Raw genomic sequence first — 15,631 nt, 5'->3', positions numbered from 1 at the left:
CTGTTCTTCCTAGGTGAGAGTACGGCGAGCTGCGGCGATACGGCCCGGGTCCCAGCCTGGCCGGGGCACCGAGTCGAGCAGCAGCCGGGTGTAGGGGTGTTCGGGCGAGGTCAGCACCTTGCCGGTGGGCCCGCGTTCGACGACGGCGCCGTGCCGCATGACGACGAGGTCGTCGGTGACGGCGCGGACGACGCCCAGGTCGTGGGTGATGAACAGGTATCCGATGCCGGTCTCGGCGCGGATCGCGGCCAGCAGGGACAGGATCTGCGCCTGCACCGACACGTCGAGCGCGGCGACCGCCTCGTCGAGCACGAGCACCGCGGGTTCGACGGCCAGGGCGCGGGCGATGGCCACCCGCTGCCGCTGCCCGCCGGACAGCTCGCGGGGCAGCGCGGCCGCGGCCCGCTCGCCCAGCCCGACCAGGTCGAGCAGCTCGGCGACGCGGGCCCGGTGGTCGCGCCGGGGGAAGTGCAGCCGGAGGGTCTCGCGCAGCGCGGAGCCGACCGGGATCCGGGGATCCAGGGACAGGAACGGGTCCTGGAACACCATCTGCACCTCGCGGGCCCGCCGCAGCCGTGCCGTGGCGCGGTCGCGTCCTTCGACGGTCACCCGGCCGGCGTCGGCACGTTCCAGGCCGACGATGATGCGGGCGGTGGTGGTCTTGCCGGAGCCCGACTCGCCCACCACGCCCAGCGACCGGCCGCGGGCCAGCGTGAAGGACACGCCGTCGACGGCGCGAACGGTCCCGTAGGACTTGACCAGGCCTTCCACGTTGAGGACTTCATCCATGGTGGCAGGCGACCCCCTCGAGCAGGTGCGGCCGTTCGGTGCGGCAGCGTTCGATCACCCGCGGGCACCGGTCGGCGAACGGGCAGCCGGGCAGCTCGCGGTCCAGTCCGGGCGGCTGCCCCTGGATCGCGGCGGGCAGCTGGTCCGGCAGGTCCACCCGCGGCGTGGCGGCGAGCAGCGCGGCCGTGTAGGGATGGCGTGGAGCGGCGAACAGCGTCTCGGCCTGGCCGTGCTCGACGATCCGCCCGGCGTACATGACCGCGACGCGGTCGCTGATGGCGGCGGCCAGCTCCAGGTCGTGGGTGACGAAGAGCATCCCGGTGCCGAACCGGCCGCGCACCTCGGCGAGCAGGGCCACGATCTCGGCCTGGATGGTGACGTCGAGCGCGGTGGTCGGCTCGTCGCACAGCAGCAGCCGGGGATCGCCCATCAGCGCGGCGGCGATCATGACGCGCTGCAGCATGCCGCCGGACAGCTCGTGCGGATACTGGCGCAGCACGCGCTCGGTCAGCCCGACGGCCGAGAGCATCTCCCTGGCCCGCTCCACCGGCCCGCCCTCGGTGAGGAAGTCGCCCAGCCGCCGCACCGGGTTGATGCCCGCCCGCGGATCCTGGAAGATCATCGAAACCGTGTGGGAGCGCAGGTCGCGCAGCCGGGCGGGCGGCATGGCCAGCACGTCGTCGCCGGTCACCCGTACCGAGCCGCCCGCGACGGCCCCGCGCGGCAGCAGCCCGAGCGCGGTCCGCAGGGTGAGCGACTTGCCCGATCCCGACTCGCCGACCAGCGCCACGATCTCGGCGGCGCCGACGGTCAGGTCCACCCCGTCCAGGACGGGGCGTGCCGTACGGGGCAGGCGCAGGGTGAGGCCCTCGATCTCCAGGACGTTCACGACCGCCTCCTGGCGACCCGGTCGGCCCAGTGCTCGCCGACGACGTTGAAGGCGACCACGGTCAGCACGATCGCGACGCACGGCAGGATGGCCGACAGCGGCCTGCCCTGCAGCAGGGCGGTCTGCCCCGCGTTGACCATGGCCCCCCAGTCCGGCGTCAGCGGCGGCACGCCCAGGCCGAGGTACGACAGCGCCGCCAGGTCGAGCAGCGCGTAGCCGAAGTTGACCGTGGACTGCGCCAGCACGACAGGGGCGATGTTCGGGATCAGGTGGCGCAGGCAGATCGCCAGCCCGGAGAACCCCTGGACCCGGTAGGCCGCCAGGTAGGGCCGCTGCCGCTCGCTCACCGTGAGGCTGCGGGCCAGGCGGCTGACGAACGGCGCGTACGCCAGGGAAAGGGCGATGACCGGGGCGGCCAGGCCCTCGCCGTACAGGGCGACGAACAGGATGGCCAGCAGCAGGCCTGGAAAGGCCAGCAGCAGCTCGCCGCTGCGCGAGAGCAGCGAGTCGAGCCAGCCGCCGCGCCAGCCGGCGGTCACCCCGACGGCCAGGCCGAGCACCGTGGAGCAGGCGACCACGCCGAGCGGCCCGAGCAGCGAGGTGCGCGCGCCGAGCAGCAGCCGTGACAGGGTGTCGCGGCCGGAGCCGTCCACGCCGAGCAGGTGGGCGGGCGACGGGTCGGACAGCGCGGCCCCCAGGTCGGTGGCGTTGGGATCGGCGGGCGCCAGCCACGGAGCGGCGACGGCGACGGCGACCACGAGACAGGCGATCGTCAGGCAGACCACGTTGAGCGTCCTCATGAGGGCCTCACCCGAGGGTCGATCAGCGGGTACAGCAGGTCGACGATCAGGTTGACCAGCACGAACAGCCCCACGACGAGCAGGCTGACGGCCTGCACGACGGGGAAGTCCTTGACCGCCACCGAGCGGGCCAGGAACTCGCCCAGCCCGCCCAGGCCGAAGGCGGACTCCACCAGTACGGTGCTGATCACCAGCCCTGAGACGGTCAGGCCGCTCATCGTGACGATCGGGCCGAGCGCGTTGCGCAGCACGTGCCTGCGGATCACCGTGCGCTCGCGGACGCCGCGGGCGCGGGCCACCTCGACATGGTCGCGCCCGAGCTCGTCCAGCATCGACGACCTGGTCACCCGGGCCAGCACACCGGTCCAGTACAGCGACAGCGCGACGGCTGGCAGGGTCAGGTGGTAGAGCATGTCGCCCAGGCCCCGCCCGCTGCCGATGGTCGGGAACCAGCCGAGCCGCACGGAGAACAGCCACAGCAGCACGATCGCCGCGACGAACGACGGCGTGCCCAGCGCGACGGTCGTCACGACCAGCACGGTGGAGTCGACGCCGCCGCCGCGGACCGCGCTGACGCAGCCGAGCGCCACCCCGAGCACGACGACCAGCGCGGCGGCCATCGCGATCAGCAGCAGGGTGGTGGGCAGGCGCGCCTCGATCAGGCCGAGCACCGGGCTGCGGTACTGCGTGGACTGGCCCAGGTCGCCGGTCAGCACCCGGCCCAGCCACTTGGCGTACTGCAGCAGGAACGGATCGTCCAGGTGGTAGCGGGCGCGGATGGCGGCCAGCGCCTCTGGGCTGGCCGCCCGCCCGCCGAGCAGCAGCGTCTCCGGCCTGCCCGGAGCCAGGTAGATCGCGCCGAACACCAGGAACGAGGCCGCCAGCAGGGTCCCCGCCAGCCAGGCCAGGCGCCGCAGCAGGAGCCTCATCCCGCCGCACCCACGTCGGCCGCCCACGGGTAGTACATGTAGGAGATCGTGGTCGGCGCGCCGGTGATCCGGTTGCCGAGGAACATGGTGGTGGGCCATTCGGCCACCGGGATCCACAGGGCCTGGTCGACCTCCTTGCGCTCCAGCTCGGCGGTCAGCGCGGCCCGCTTGGCCGGGTCGTACTCGGCCAGCGCCCGGTCGACCAGCTTGTCGTAGGCGGGGTCGCTGAACCCGGTGTAGTTCTCGAAGTCGCCGGTGCGGAACAGCGCGTATCCGGCCAGCGGGTCGGTGACGGACAGGTAGTAGGTGTTGGGGAACAGGTCCACCGCCGCGCGCGCCTGCGGATCGGAGAACAGCGCGGTGTAGGCGTCGGGCGCGATGGTCTTCAGCTCCACGCGCAGGCCGATCTGGGTGCCCGCCGCCTGGACGGCGGTGGCCAGCAGCGACACGTCGGGCCCGATCGGGCTGGTGGCCACGACGACCTTCTTGCCGGTGGCGCCCGCCTCCTTGATCAGCTGCTTGGCCTTGGCGAGGTCCGGCGCGACGGGCGTCGTGACGCCGGGAGTGGCGCCCTGCCAGGCGTCGCGGGGCGCGGGGGCGGCCGACAGCGAGCCGATCCCGGCCAGGCCGGTCTTCATGAAGCCCTGCCGGTCCAGGGCCAGCATGAGCGCCTTGCGGACCCGGATGTCGCCGATGGCGCCCTTGAGGTTGGTCACGCTCAGGTTGATCGTCGTCAGGCTCTTGCCGAAGTAGAGCCTGCCCTTACCGCTGGACTGCAGCCTGGCGTAGCTGTCGGGCGTGATCAGGTAGCCGCCGTCGGCCTCGCCGGTGACCATGGTGGTGGTCCTGGCGTTGAGGTCGGGCACGAACCGGAAGATCACCTTGCCTGACCTGGCCCGCCTGCCCCAGTAGCCGTCGAAGCGGTCCACCTCGATCGACTCGCCCTTGGTCCAGGTGCCCAGCTTGAACGGCCCGGTGCAGTCAAGCCCGCCGTCGGCGGCGCCGAACGCCTTGCCCATGGCCTTGGCGGACCTGGCGCTCACCACGGTGCCGGCCGAGGTGGCCATCCACTGCGGGAACAGCGCGTCGGGCCGCTTCAGCTTGACGGTGACCTGCATCGGTCCTGTCTTGGTGACCGACTGGACGTTGCCGACCGCCTTGTTCCAGTACGAGCCCAGGGCCGGATCGAGCTGGCGGCGCAGGCTGTAGACCACGTCGTCGGCGGTCATCTCGCCGCCGCGGTGGAAGCGCACGCCGGACCGGATCGTGTAGACGAACGTCTTGGGATCGGGGTTCGACACGCCGGAGGCCAGACCCGGTTCCATCGTGAGCTGCGGCGTCCAGCGCATCAGGCTCTCGCAGACGTTGGACAGGATCATGTTCTGCGGGTAGTCGAAGGCGTAGATGTAGTCGAGCGTGGGCGGCTCGGCGTACATCGCCCAGGTGAAGGAGTCGATGTCCCCCTTGGGCGGTGGCGTGCTCGCCGACAGCGTGTAGGCGGGGGTGGGCGGCGCCGCCGTACCGGCGCAGGCCGTCAGCAGGACGGCGAGCGGGACGACCAGGTATCTGCGCACGGCTGGCCCCCTTACGCGGGAACTTGCTGGGTGATGCAGTGCACGCCGCCTCCGCCGAAGGCGATGGTGGGCGTGCGGACCCCGACGACCTTGCGGTCGGGGAACGCCTCGGCGATCACGGCCAGCGCGCCCTCGTCGTCGGGCACTCCGGCCACCGGCACGACCACGCCGCCGTTGGCGACGTAGAAGTTCAGGTAGCCGACCTCGGTCCGCACGCCGTCCACGGGCACGAACGCGCTCTGCGGCAGCTGCGTGATCCGCAGCCCGCGGCCGCGGGCGTCGGTCGAGGCCTCGAGCACGGCCAGGTTGGCCCGCATCCTGGCGTAGTCGGGGTGGTCGGGGTCGGACGGGACCGAGACCAGCACCGAGCCCGGCGCGGTGAAGGCGCAGACGCCGTCCACGTGGCCGTCGGTCTCGCGGTCCTCCAGGCCGCCGTACGGCAGCCAGATCACCTTCTCCACGCCGAGCCTGGTCTTCAGCTCGCGCTCGATCTCCTCGCGGGTCCAGCCGGGGTTGCGGTTGGGGTGGAGCAGGCACTGCTCGGTGGTGATCAGGGTCCCCTCGCCGTCGACGGTGATCGAGCCGCCCTCCAGCACCATCTCGGAGCGGACGGCCTCGATGCCGAGCCGGTCCAGCAGGGCCGCGGTGACGCGGTCGTCGGCGTCCCAGGGGGAGTGCTTCTCGCCCCAGGAGTTGAAGCGGAAGTCCACGCCGGCCCGCCGGCCGTCGTCGCCCCGGATGATGATCGGGCCCGAGTCGCGCAGCCAGGAGTCGTCGATGGGCAGGGTGATCACCTCGACGCCCTCGCCGCAGGCCGCGCGTGCCTGCTCGACCTGGTCGGGCAGGGCCACCATGGTGACCGGCTCGAAGGCGGCGACCGCTCTGGCGACGGCGGCGTACTCGGCCCTGGCCTCGGCCAGGACGTCTCCCCACAGGTCCTCACGGGTGGGCCAGGCCATCAGGCAGCGCTCGTGCGCGGACCACTCTGCGGGCATTCGCATCTTTCCTGCACCTCCTCCTGACTGAAATTTCAGTCAGTCTCGCGTGCCTGCTATGGTGAGGGCTGACTGAAGATTTGGTCAAGGGGGCGATGTGTCAGATCGACAGACGGCGATCCTCGAAGCGGCCACCCGGTGCATCGCCCGCAAGGGCGTGCGCGGGCTCCGGGTCGAGGAGCTGGCCGCGGAGGCCGGCGTTTCCACGGCGCTGATCTACTACCACTTCGGCGACAGGGCCGGGCTGCTGCGCCGTACGTTGGAGTTCATCAACGACCGCGCCGACCGTTACACGGCCGCGGGCGTGACCCCCGCGGGGGAGCCGCGCGCGATCCTGGAGCAGACGCTGCTGCTCGAGCTGCAGGACGAGCCGTCCGTGCGGGAGAACAGCACCGCCTGGGGGGAGCTGCGGGCCAGCGCCATCTTCGATCCCGACCTGCGCGAGCAGCTGAGCCTGTCCACCCGGCGATGGGTCGAGGACATCGCGGAGCTGGTCAAGGGGGTGCGCCCCGATGCCTCCGCCGATGCGGCGGAGCGGCTCACCGCGCTGGTGGAGGGGCTGAGCGAGCGCTGGCTCAGCGGTTCGATCACGCTGGAGCGGGCACGCGAGCTGCTGCGCGGCGGCATCGCGCTCGAGCTGGGAGACGCGGGCTAGACTCGCTGGTCATGACCGACGTGGATGAGCACGGCCGTCCCGAGCCGCCGCTGGCGGCCGGCGAGGTCGACAGCATCCTGAGCTTCCTCGACTACCAGCGCGCCACCCTGGCGTGGAAGTGCTCGGGGCTGGACGCCGAAGGCCTCAGGGCGACGGTCGGAGCCTCGACGATGACCCTCGGCGGGATGCTCAAGCACCTGGCGCTCGTCGAGGAGGACTGGTTCTCCGAGTGGCTGCACGGGCACGACCCCCAGCCGCCGTGGGACACCGTCGACTGGAAGTCCGACCCCGACTGGGACTGGAATTCGGCCGCCGACGATTCGCCCGAGGAGCTGTTCACGCTCTGGCAGGACACCGTCGAACGCTCCCGCGCCCTGGTCGCCGAGGCCCTGGCCGACGGCGGCCTCGACCGGCTCGCGCGCCGCGGCTGGCCCGACGGCCGCTCACCCAGCCTGCGCTGGATCCTGCTGCACATGATCGAGGAGTACGCCCGCCACAACGGCCACGCCGACCTCATCCGTGAATCCGTCGACGGCCGGACGGGGGAGTAGCCTCACCCCTCCAGATACCGCAGCACCGCGGTCACCCGGCGGCTCACCCGGTCGGTCGGCGCCAGGTCCAGCTTGTCGAAGATGCTCCTGATGTGCTTGTGCACCGCCCCCTCGGTGATCACCAGCCGTTCGGCGATCACGGCGTTGCCCAGCCCCTCGGCCATCAGCGCGAGCACCTCCCGCTCCCGCGGAGTCAGCCGGTCGAGCGGCCCCTGGCGGCGGGTGAACAGCTGCGCGATCACCTCGGGATCGATCGCCACGCCACCGGCCGCCACGCGCTCGAGCGCGTCCATGAACTCCTTGACCCGTCCCACCCGCTCCTTGAGCAGGTAACCCACCCCCTGCACGCCGTCGGCCAGCAACTCGGTGGCGAAGGCCTGCTCGACATAGGCCGACAGCACCAGTACGGCCAGCTCAGGGTGCACCCTCCTGGCCTCCACCGCCGCTTTGATCCCCTCGTCGGTGTGGGTCGGCGGCATCCGCACGTCCACCACCGCCACGTCGGGCCGGTGCTCGGTCACGGCGGCCAGGAACTCCGCGGGCCCGGCCACGGCCGCGGCCACCTCGAACCCCTCGCCCCCGAGCAGCAGCGCCAGCCCCTCGCGGAGCAGGGCGTCGTCCTCGGCGATCACGATGCGCACGGTAGTTCCACCTCGATCCTGGTCGGCCCGCCTTCCGGGCTGGTCACGGTGAGGGCGCCGTCGTGCGCTTCGACGCGGCGGCGGATCCCGGCCAGCCCCGACCCCTCACCTTCGCGCGCTCCGCCGCGGCCGTCGTCCTCCACCACGATCCGCAGCAGTTCGCCGCGCCTGGACAGCTCGACCAGCGCCCGCGTGGCGTCGCTGTGCCTGGCCAGGTTGGTCAGCGCCTCGGCCACGGCGAAATAGGCGGTCGTCTCCAACGACAGCGGCAGGTGCCCGAGCTCGCCGACGCGCAGCTCGCAGGGGACCGTGCATCCGGCCGCCAGCGCGCTCAGCGCCCCGGGCAGGCCGCGGTCCTCCAGGATCGGCGGCAGGATGCCGCGCACCACACCGCGCAGCTCGGCCAGCGCCTGCTCGGCCGCGGCCTGCGCCCGATCCAGCGCCGGCGCGGCGCCGGCCGGTTCGCGCTCGAGCGCCCGCCTGGCCGCCGCGACCATCACCACGACCGCCACCAGCCGGTTCTGCGACCCGTCGTGCAGCGCGCGCTCGATCCTGCGCAGCTCGGCCGCGTGTGCCCGGAGGGCGCCCGCCCGGGTGGCCGTCAGCCTGGCGACCCGCTCGGAAAGGTCGACGGAGGGATGCGGGGCGAGCAGCCGCCGCCCGGGCAGCGACTGCAGCCGCGCCATCGGCGGCCCGAGCAGGGCGGCCGCCACCAACCACCCCACCCCGGACAGGCACACCGCCAGCACCCCCGGCCAGCCGGACACCGGGATGCCCAGCGACGAGCCCGCCTCCCCGGCGGGCAGCAGCCGCCACCACAGCGGGAACGTCACGTCGCGGAGCCCGGTGATCGGCAGCGCGATCCCCACCAGGCCGAGCACCAGCCCGGCCAGGCCGTGCACGGCGAGCCAGCTCAGATCCCGCCAGGTCGCCGGGTCGGCGTGCCAGCCCTTGGCCGGCCAGGCCTCCGGATACGGGCTGACCACCGGATCGCCCCAGCGGCCCAGCCTGGCCCGCTCCCGCTCGGCCAGGGAACGTGTCATGGACAGCATCGGCGGCAGCATCGGCAGGCCGACGCCGATCAGGCACGCGGCCCCGACGATCGGCCACAACAGCAGCATCCCCAGGGCGAGCAGAGCGGTGCCGAGCCCGCCCGCGAGGCGGTCCAGCGCCTCGAAGGCGTCACGAGTCACGCCCACACTGTAGGTGGCTGACCAGGTCCTCGACATTCCAGCCAGCACTACCACCGTTGGCCAGGTGACGGGATTTCCCCAGGTAGAAGGGCTTTCTAGGGTGCTCGGTATGAATGACCCGTACCGTATCGAAGCCCGCCGCCCGGAGCCGGCGCGCAAGCCCTGGGCGCTGCGCGCGCTGCTGTGGACCGTTCTTGTGGTCGCCGTGGCGATCAACGTCGTGGCCAACACGATCGGCGGTGGCGGCCTGTTCGTGGGCCTCGGCTCGGGGCTGGTCGCGGTCGCCTGCGTCGTGAGCCTCATCGTCCACCACGTCAGGTCGGGCCGACCATGACGGCCGCCGTCACCCTGGACAAGGTCACCAGGATCTTCGGCGGGGTCCGCGCGCTCGACGAGGTCACGCTCGACTTCCCGCGCGGCCGGTTCGTGGCCGTGATGGGCCCGTCAGGATCGGGCAAGAGCACGCTGCTCAACTGCGCCGCCGGGTTCGACCCGCCCACCTCGGGCTCGGTCGTGATCGGCGGCGTGGACCTGGCCCGCCTGTCGGAGACCAGACGGACCGAGCTGCGCAGGCGGCACGTCGGGTTCGTCTTCCAGTCCTACAACCTGCTGCCCGCCCTCGACGTCCAGGAGAACATCACGCTGACCCTCCGCCTGGCCGGCATCCGCCCTGACCGGGCCTGGCTGGGGGAGCTGATCGACCGGGTGGGCCTGCGCGACAGGCTCCACCACCGGCCCGCCGAGCTGTCGGGCGGCCAGGAGCAGCGCGCCGCGATCGCCCGCGCCCTGGCCGCCCGCCCGGACGTCGTCTTCGCCGACGAGCCCACCGGCGCCCTCGACCGCGCCAGCGCCTCCCGGGTGCTCGACCTGCTGCGCGAACTGGTCGACGAGCTGGGCCAGACCGTGATCATGGTCACGCACGACCCGCTCGCCGCCGCACGCGCCCACCAGACGCTGGTCATGGTGGACGGCAGGGTGGTGGACCTCCTGCACGAGCCCTCCGCCGACGAACTGGCGGTACGGCTGGCCCACCTCACCGGCGAGGCCGGGATGCGCCTGCTCGGGGACCCGGCATGATCAGGACCTCGCTCGCCCTGGCCAGGATCGGCGGGCTGGTGGCGGTGTTCCTCGCCCTGCTGGGCGGAATGGCGCTGGTCACGGGCACCGGCGTGATCGTGGAGTCAGGGCTGCGGTCAAGCGTGACCGCCCAGCGCCTGGAGCATGCCGACCTCGTGGTCGCCGCCCGGCAGTCCGTGCCGCGCAAGGAGGACCTGCCGGTGGCGCTGCCCGAACGGGCCACGGTGCCCGCGTCCCTGGTCACCCGGCTGGCCCGGGTGCCAGGGGTGGCGAGCGCGGTGGGCGACCTCAGCTTCCCCGCCGCCGCCATCACCGGGCCCTCGACAGGCGATCCCGCCTCGGCCGGACACGGCTGGTCGTCGGCCGGACTCGCCGGACGCGTACGGGAAGGGCGGCCACCCGGTGGACCCGGTGAGGTGGCACTCCCGCGCGGCAGGGTCGGCGACGAGGTGCGCCTGGTCGTGGCGGGTCGCCCCGGCACCTACCGGGTGACCGCACTGGTGGACGCGCCCGGCATGTACTTCGCCGACGCCGTCGCCGCCGAGCTGAGAGGCAGGGCGAACACGGTCGACCTCGTCGCGCTGCGCCTCGCCCCGGGCACGAGCGTCGAGACGGTGACCGGGCGGCTGGCCGGGCTGCTCGGCGAGCGCTACCAGGTGGCCGCGGGGCGGTTCAAGGGCGACGCCGAGGCGCCGGGCACGGCCGCGGCGCGCGGGCTGCTGATCGCGCTGGCGGGCTCCATCGGCGGCATCAGCCTGCTGGTCGTCGGCTTCGTGGTCGGCGGCACGCTGTCGCTGGCCGTCAACGGGCAACGCCGCGACCTGGCCCTGCTGCGCGCGGCCGGTGCCACCCCGCGCCAGGTCAGGCGGCTGGTCGCGATCCAGGGGTTCGTGGCCGCAGGGGCCGGGATGATCCCCGGCGCCTTGCTCGGCTACTACCTGGCAGGACGGTTCGGCGACCTGCTCGTCGCCAAGGGCGTGCTGCCCGCTGAGCTGCCGCTGACCTACGGCCCGCTGCCCGCCGTGGCGGCCGTGCTGCTGCTGGCCGGCGTGGTGCGGGTGGCGGCGTGGACCGCCGCGCTGCGCGTCTCGCGCATGTCGCCGGTGGCGAGCGTGGCCGAGTCGCGCAGCGAGCCGCGCGAGCCGTCCCGGGCGCGGACCGGGGCCGGGCTGCTGCTGATGCTGGCCGCCGGGGTGCTGTCGGTGGTGCCGCTGCTGCTGCGCGCGGAGGTGGCCGTGATCGGGCCGGCCAACGCGGCGCTGCTCGCGGTGATCGGTCTGGCGCTCGCCGGGCCCCGGCTCGTCCAGGTGCTGACCGGCCTGCTCGCCGAACGGCTGCCCGACCGGGTCTCGGCGATGCTGTGGCTGGCAGTACGGAACACGCGTGGCTACGCGCTCAGGACGGCGGGGGCGATCGCCGCGCTGGGGATGGTGGTCTCGCTGGGCGTCAGCTTCACCTACAGCCAGACCACCGTGATGGCGGCCAAGGCCGACGAGGTGGCGGCGGGGCTGCGCGGGCTGCGGGTCGTCACCGCCGCCGGGCTCGGCGGCATCCCGCACGGGCTGGCCGCCGAGCTGCGGGCCGTACCTGGCGTGTCGGGGGTGGCCGAGGTGGCGACGACCAGCGTGCTCACGCGCGGGCTCGCCTTCGGCGACGAGCCGGGGCTGGACGCGCGGTCGGCGCTGGTGCTCGGCCCCGACGCGGACGGCCTGGTCGGCCTGGACCTCGCGGGCGGTTCGCTGGGCGCGCTGCGCGGGCCGGCGATCGCGCTGGACGCGCGGCTGGGTCAGGTCGGCGAGACCCGCGAGCTGGTCATGGGCGACGGCCTGCCGGTCAAGGCGCGCGTGGTGGCCACCTACCGGCGCGCGCTGGGCTTCGGCCCCGTGGTGGTCTCCCGCGACCTCGCCGCGGGCCACACGACGACCGGGCTGGCCTCCGCGATCCTGGTACGGCCGGCCGGCGCGAACGTGGACGCCGTGCTGGCCCGCTGGCCGGGCACGCGGCCGTCACCCGGGCTGCCGTGGGCGTCGGCGGGGACGGTGCCCGCCGAGGTCGTGGTCAACCTGGTCGTGCTGTTCGTGCTGCTCGGATACGTGCTGGTCGCGGTGGCCAACCGGCTGGTGGTGACCACCATGGCCAGGCGCGCGGAGTTCCGCGCGCTGCGCCGCCTGGGCGCCACCCCGGGCCAGCTGGCCCGGATGGTCCGCTGGGAGGCCCTGGTGATCGCGGTCCTGGCGGCGGGCTCGGGCCTGGCGCTGTCCGCGGTGCCGCTCGGCATGCTGAGCGTCGGCTTCCTCGGCCGCCCCTGGCCGGCGGGCCCCTGGTGGGCGGCGCCCGCCTTCACGCTGATGGTCGCCGCGGTGGTCTGGCTCGCCTACGCGCTCACCACGCGAAGGCGGGGGATGGCAGGCCCTGGCCCGCGCCTGGGATGACCAGCACCGACCCGGCGTAAGGGCCGGGATCGTCCAGGCCGATCGTGGCCGTGGTGATGTACAGGTCGCGCAGGTCGGCGCCACCGAACGTGCAGGCCGTCGGACGGGCGCAGGGCACCTCCACCACCCGGTCGAGCCGCCCGTCCGGGGTGTAGCGGTGTACGGCGGAGCCGTCCCACACCGCCACCCACGGGCAGCCGTCGGCGTCGACCGTCATCCCGTCGGGGAAGCCGGTGTCCACCGTGGCGAAGGTACGGCGATCACGCACCAGCCCCGTGTCGGCGTCCACGTCGAAGACGTCGATGCGCCGGGTGTGGCTGTCGATGTAGTACATCAGCCGGTTGTCCGGGCTCCACGCGATGCCGTTGCTGACCGTGGCGCCGGTGATGAGGTCGATCGTCTCGCCCACCCGGTACAGGCAGCCGCCGTTCTCGCCCTCGTCGTAGCGCATGGTCCCGGCCCACAGCCGGCCCCAGGGGTCCACGGCCGCGTCGTTGCCGCGCCTGCCGGGCACCGGCCACTCGGCCAGCCAGCTGAACACGCCGTCGGGCGAGTAGCAGCCGACGCCGTCGCGCAGGTTGACCACCAGCCCGCCGCCGGCGCGCGGCTTGGCGGCGCCCACGTGCTGCCCGGTCTGCAGCACCTGGTCGCCGCCGGGGGAGAGCTGGTGCACCCGGCTGCGCAGGATGTCCACGACGATCAGCCGCCCGGTGCGCGCGTCCCAGGTCGGGCCCTCACCGAGCTCCGCGCCGAGCTCGTAGGCGACCTCAGTACGCATGGAGCTTGGGGATCAGGCGGACGGCGTTGTCGCGGTAGAGCGCGCGCAGCTCCGCGGCGGGCAGGTCGAGGCCGCTGATCGTCCAGCGGCCCATCAGCGGAGGGTCCTCGGCGGAGTGAGGGAAGGCCTCATCGGCGGTCTCCAGGAAGCGGAAGTGGGTGGCGTACGTGTCCGCTGCGGGCGGGAAGTCGTCCGTCCCGAACAGTACCCGGTCCGGGTGCCGGAGGATCAAGGCCCTGGTGGCGCGCGGGACGCGGCCGAGCTCGGCCAGGCGGGCGGCGATGTCGATGTGGAAGTTGGGATACGTGTCGAGCATCCGGCCGACCCAGCCCAGGTTCTCCGGGTAGCAGCCGGCGTGCACGCCCACGAACGTGGTGTCCGGGTTGGCGGCCACCAGGCCCTCGAGCGCGGCGATGAGCCGCTCGAAGCGCGGGAAGCGGGGGTCGGCGAAGGACCACTCCGGGTGCGCGACCAGCTGCTCGAAACGCTCGTTGCGCTGGTCGGCCGGCTCGAAGAAGGCCACCGGGTCCGCGGTGTGGATCCAGACGGGCAGGCCGAGCTCGGCCGCCGCCCGCCACACCGGCGCCAGCCGTACGTCGTCGGGCAGGACCAGCTCGTCGCGGTGGTCGCGGGCGTGCAGGCCCAGGTCCTTCCACACCTTCAGTCCCGCCGCCCCGGCGCGGGCCGAGGCGGCCAGCGAGGCGGCCATCCGCTCGCCGAAGCCGGGCACCTTCAGCTCGGTCAGGTCGACGTGGCAGAAGGTGACGAACCGGCCCGGGTGGGCGCGGTCGTAGCGGTCGAGGTTGGCCTCGAGCTCGCCACCCCAGCGGCCGTCCAGGTTGACCATCGCGGTGACGCCCGCGGCGTCCAGCATGGCGAGCAGGTCGCCCACCGACGGGACCATCCAGCGGCCGTCACCGGTCAGCCAGCGGCCCAGGTGGGTGTGCGCGTCCACGACCGGGTGCGCGGCGCGCGCCACCTCGTGGACCTCGGTCACCACCTGGGCGATGGGACGGTAGTCGGCGAGCCTCATCGGATTCCCGCGGGCAGGAGGTCGCCGTGCGCCTCGATCATGGCGTCGACCAGCTGCCTGATCTCCGTCAGCGACAGCGTCGCCGCGGTGTTCGGGTCGAGCATGGCCGCGTGGTAGACGTGGTCACGGCGTCCCTCCAGCGCCGCCCTGAGCGTCAGCTCGCCGACGTTGAGGAAGTTGCGGTTCAGCGCGGCCAGCTGCGCGGGCATGTCGCCGATGCGGGTGGGCTGCACGCCCGCCCTGTCCACCAGGCACGGCACCTCGACGCACGCGTCGGCGGGCAGGTTGGTGATCAGGCCGCCGTTGCGCAGGTTGGCGTGCAGCACGCGCGGGGTGCCCGTCTCGATCGAGTGGATGATCTCCGAGGCCAGCTCGGAGGTGGGCTCGATCTCGACGCCCTCGCCCGCCGCCAGGGCGCGCTTGGCCTCGTCGTAGGTGTCCAGGTTCTCCTGCGACCACTCCAGGTAGACGCCCACCGGGATGCGGTGCTCGGCGATCTGGTCGTCACGGTGCAGGAACCAGGGCAGGTACTCCGAGCCGTGCTCGCTTGACTCGGTCGGGAAGTGGCCGAAGGCCTGGTAGACCGCGACGCGGACCGTTCGGCGCAGCTCGGGGTCGGCCTCGATCACCTCGTCAAGCCGCCGGTAGAGGTTCTCGCCGCGGTGCTCGAAGCGCAGCACGAACGCCTGGTGGTTGACGCCGGCCGTCTGGAAGGCGACCTCCTCCACCGGCAGCCCGACCAGGCCCGCCAGGCGGGCCTGCGTGTCACGCACCGAGTGGCACACGCCCACGACCCGCTTGAACGGCGAGCCCTCATAGACCGCGCGCGGGATCATCGACATCGGGTTGGTGTAGTTGATCAGCATGCTGGAGGGCGCCAGCTCGGCCAGGTCGTGACCCAGGGCGACCATCACCGGGATCGTGCGCAGGGCACGGAAGATCCCGCCGATGCCGAGCGTGTCGGCGATCGTCTGCCGCACCCCGAACCGCGCGGGCACGTCGAAGTCGGTCTTCGTGGCGTTGAACCCGCCCACCGCGATCTCGTTGATCACATAGTCGGAGCCCTCCACGGCGGCCCTGCGGTCGGTGCGGGACTCGATCCGCGTCCCTCTGCCCAGCTTGTCCACCATCCAGCGCGCCATGGCCGTGGCGGTCTCGAGCCGTTCGGCGTCGATGTCGTGCAAGACGATCGTCGCGGAGTCGGCGAACTCCATCGACAGCAGGTCAGAGAGGAGGTTCTTGGTGAACTCCACGCTCCCCGCGCCCATGAACACAATCCTCGGCATGCCCTCTCC

General features: G+C 73.1%; 16 protein-coding genes. 5 read left to right on the top strand and 11 right to left on the bottom strand.

The genetic code is table 11. The features are described 5' to 3' along the window. Positions 1 to 9: 9 nt before the first annotated feature. Genes KIK09_RS09420 through KIK09_RS09395 form a run of 6 tightly spaced genes read right to left on the bottom strand, consistent with a single transcriptional unit; the run spans position 10 to position 5,982 of the window. Positions 10 to 789: an ABC transporter ATP-binding protein gene (locus KIK09_RS09420; RefSeq protein ID WP_214318344.1), complete on the bottom strand. Its 780-nt coding sequence runs from the start codon at positions 787 to 789 to the stop codon at positions 10 to 12. After that, positions 782 to 1,678 carry an ABC transporter ATP-binding protein gene (locus tag KIK09_RS09415; RefSeq protein WP_214318343.1) on the bottom strand — a complete coding sequence of 299 codons (897 nt, stop codon included), beginning with the start codon at positions 1,676 to 1,678 and terminating at the stop codon, positions 782 to 784. The genes KIK09_RS09420 and KIK09_RS09415 overlap by 8 nt, the downstream gene beginning before the upstream one ends. Further along, positions 1,675 to 2,478 carry an ABC transporter permease gene (locus KIK09_RS09410; RefSeq protein WP_214318342.1) on the bottom strand — a complete coding sequence of 268 codons (804 nt, stop codon included), beginning with the start codon at positions 2,476 to 2,478 and terminating at the stop codon, positions 1,675 to 1,677. The genes KIK09_RS09415 and KIK09_RS09410 overlap by 4 nt, the downstream gene beginning before the upstream one ends. Continuing rightward, positions 2,475 to 3,407, bottom strand: a complete 933-nt coding sequence (locus KIK09_RS09405; RefSeq protein ID WP_214318341.1) for an ABC transporter permease — start codon at positions 3,405 to 3,407, stop codon at positions 2,475 to 2,477. The genes KIK09_RS09410 and KIK09_RS09405 overlap by 4 nt, the downstream gene beginning before the upstream one ends. Continuing rightward, positions 3,404 to 4,981: an ABC transporter substrate-binding protein gene (locus KIK09_RS09400; RefSeq protein ID WP_214318340.1), complete on the bottom strand. Its 1,578-nt coding sequence runs from the start codon at positions 4,979 to 4,981 to the stop codon at positions 3,404 to 3,406. Before KIK09_RS09400 ends, KIK09_RS09405 begins: the two co-directional genes overlap by 4 nt. Before the next feature lie 11 nt (positions 4,982 to 4,992). Beyond that, positions 4,993 to 5,982, bottom strand: a complete 990-nt coding sequence (locus tag KIK09_RS09395) for an agmatine deiminase family protein (protein ID WP_214318339.1) — start codon at positions 5,980 to 5,982, stop codon at positions 4,993 to 4,995. A 91-nt stretch (positions 5,983 to 6,073) separates the two neighbouring features. On the opposite strand from KIK09_RS09395, the gene KIK09_RS09390 reads away from it, so the two are divergent. Beyond that, entirely contained in the window at positions 6,074 to 6,631 is a 558-nt protein-coding gene (locus tag KIK09_RS09390; RefSeq protein ID WP_214318338.1) for a TetR/AcrR family transcriptional regulator, read from the top strand. 11 nt (positions 6,632 to 6,642) lie between these two features. Further along, positions 6,643 to 7,182 carry a DinB family protein gene (locus tag KIK09_RS09385; RefSeq protein WP_214318337.1) on the top strand — a complete coding sequence of 180 codons (540 nt, stop codon included), beginning with the start codon at positions 6,643 to 6,645 and terminating at the stop codon, positions 7,180 to 7,182. Positions 7,183 to 7,184: 2 nt separating this feature from the next. Here KIK09_RS09385 and KIK09_RS09380 read toward each other — a convergent pair whose 3' ends face one another. Further along, entirely contained in the window at positions 7,185 to 7,823 is a 639-nt protein-coding gene (locus KIK09_RS09380) for a response regulator (RefSeq protein WP_214318336.1), read from the bottom strand. Next, positions 7,811 to 9,016, bottom strand: a complete 1,206-nt coding sequence (locus tag KIK09_RS09375) for a sensor histidine kinase (RefSeq protein ID WP_308163994.1) — start codon at positions 9,014 to 9,016, stop codon at positions 7,811 to 7,813. Before KIK09_RS09375 ends, KIK09_RS09380 begins: the two co-directional genes overlap by 13 nt. A gap of 109 nt (positions 9,017 to 9,125) precedes the next feature. On the opposite strand from KIK09_RS09375, the gene KIK09_RS09370 reads away from it, so the two are divergent. Genes KIK09_RS09370 through KIK09_RS09360 form a run of 3 tightly spaced genes read left to right on the top strand, consistent with a single transcriptional unit; the run spans position 9,126 to position 12,525 of the window. Then, positions 9,126 to 9,350 carry a hypothetical protein gene (locus KIK09_RS09370; protein WP_214318334.1) on the top strand — a complete coding sequence of 75 codons (225 nt, stop codon included), beginning with the start codon at positions 9,126 to 9,128 and terminating at the stop codon, positions 9,348 to 9,350. Next, on the top strand, positions 9,347 to 10,093 hold the full coding sequence (locus tag KIK09_RS09365) for an ABC transporter ATP-binding protein (RefSeq protein WP_214318333.1): 747 nt from the start codon (positions 9,347 to 9,349) through the stop codon (positions 10,091 to 10,093). Before KIK09_RS09370 ends, KIK09_RS09365 begins: the two co-directional genes overlap by 4 nt. Further along, the gene (locus KIK09_RS09360; RefSeq protein WP_214318332.1) at positions 10,090 to 12,525 is read left to right on the top strand and encodes an ABC transporter permease; all 2,436 of its coding nucleotides are present in this window, start codon (positions 10,090 to 10,092) and stop codon (positions 12,523 to 12,525) included. Before KIK09_RS09365 ends, KIK09_RS09360 begins: the two co-directional genes overlap by 4 nt. Here KIK09_RS09360 and KIK09_RS09355 read toward each other — a convergent pair. Genes KIK09_RS09355 through melA form a run of 3 tightly spaced genes read right to left on the bottom strand, consistent with a single transcriptional unit; the run spans position 12,476 to position 15,622 of the window. Continuing rightward, the gene (locus tag KIK09_RS09355; RefSeq protein WP_214318331.1) at positions 12,476 to 13,303 is read right to left on the bottom strand and encodes an SMP-30/gluconolactonase/LRE family protein; all 828 of its coding nucleotides are present in this window, start codon (positions 13,301 to 13,303) and stop codon (positions 12,476 to 12,478) included. The genes KIK09_RS09360 and KIK09_RS09355 overlap by 50 nt on opposite strands. Then, entirely contained in the window at positions 13,293 to 14,336 is a 1,044-nt protein-coding gene (locus KIK09_RS09350; RefSeq protein ID WP_214318330.1) for an amidohydrolase family protein, read from the bottom strand. The genes KIK09_RS09355 and KIK09_RS09350 overlap by 11 nt, the downstream gene beginning before the upstream one ends. After that, entirely contained in the window at positions 14,333 to 15,622 is a 1,290-nt protein-coding gene (gene melA, locus KIK09_RS09345) for an alpha-galactosidase (RefSeq protein ID WP_214318329.1), read from the bottom strand. Before melA ends, KIK09_RS09350 begins: the two co-directional genes overlap by 4 nt. Positions 15,623 to 15,631 lie beyond the last annotated feature (9 nt).

Origin of the sequence: Nonomuraea sediminis (assembly GCF_018531495.1) — a bacterium.
GTDB classification, from domain to species: Bacteria; Actinomycetota; Actinomycetes; order Streptosporangiales; family Streptosporangiaceae; genus Nonomuraea; species Nonomuraea sediminis.
Note: the sequence above shows the minus strand (reverse complement) of the source record. Positions and strands in the feature narration are given on the sequence as shown.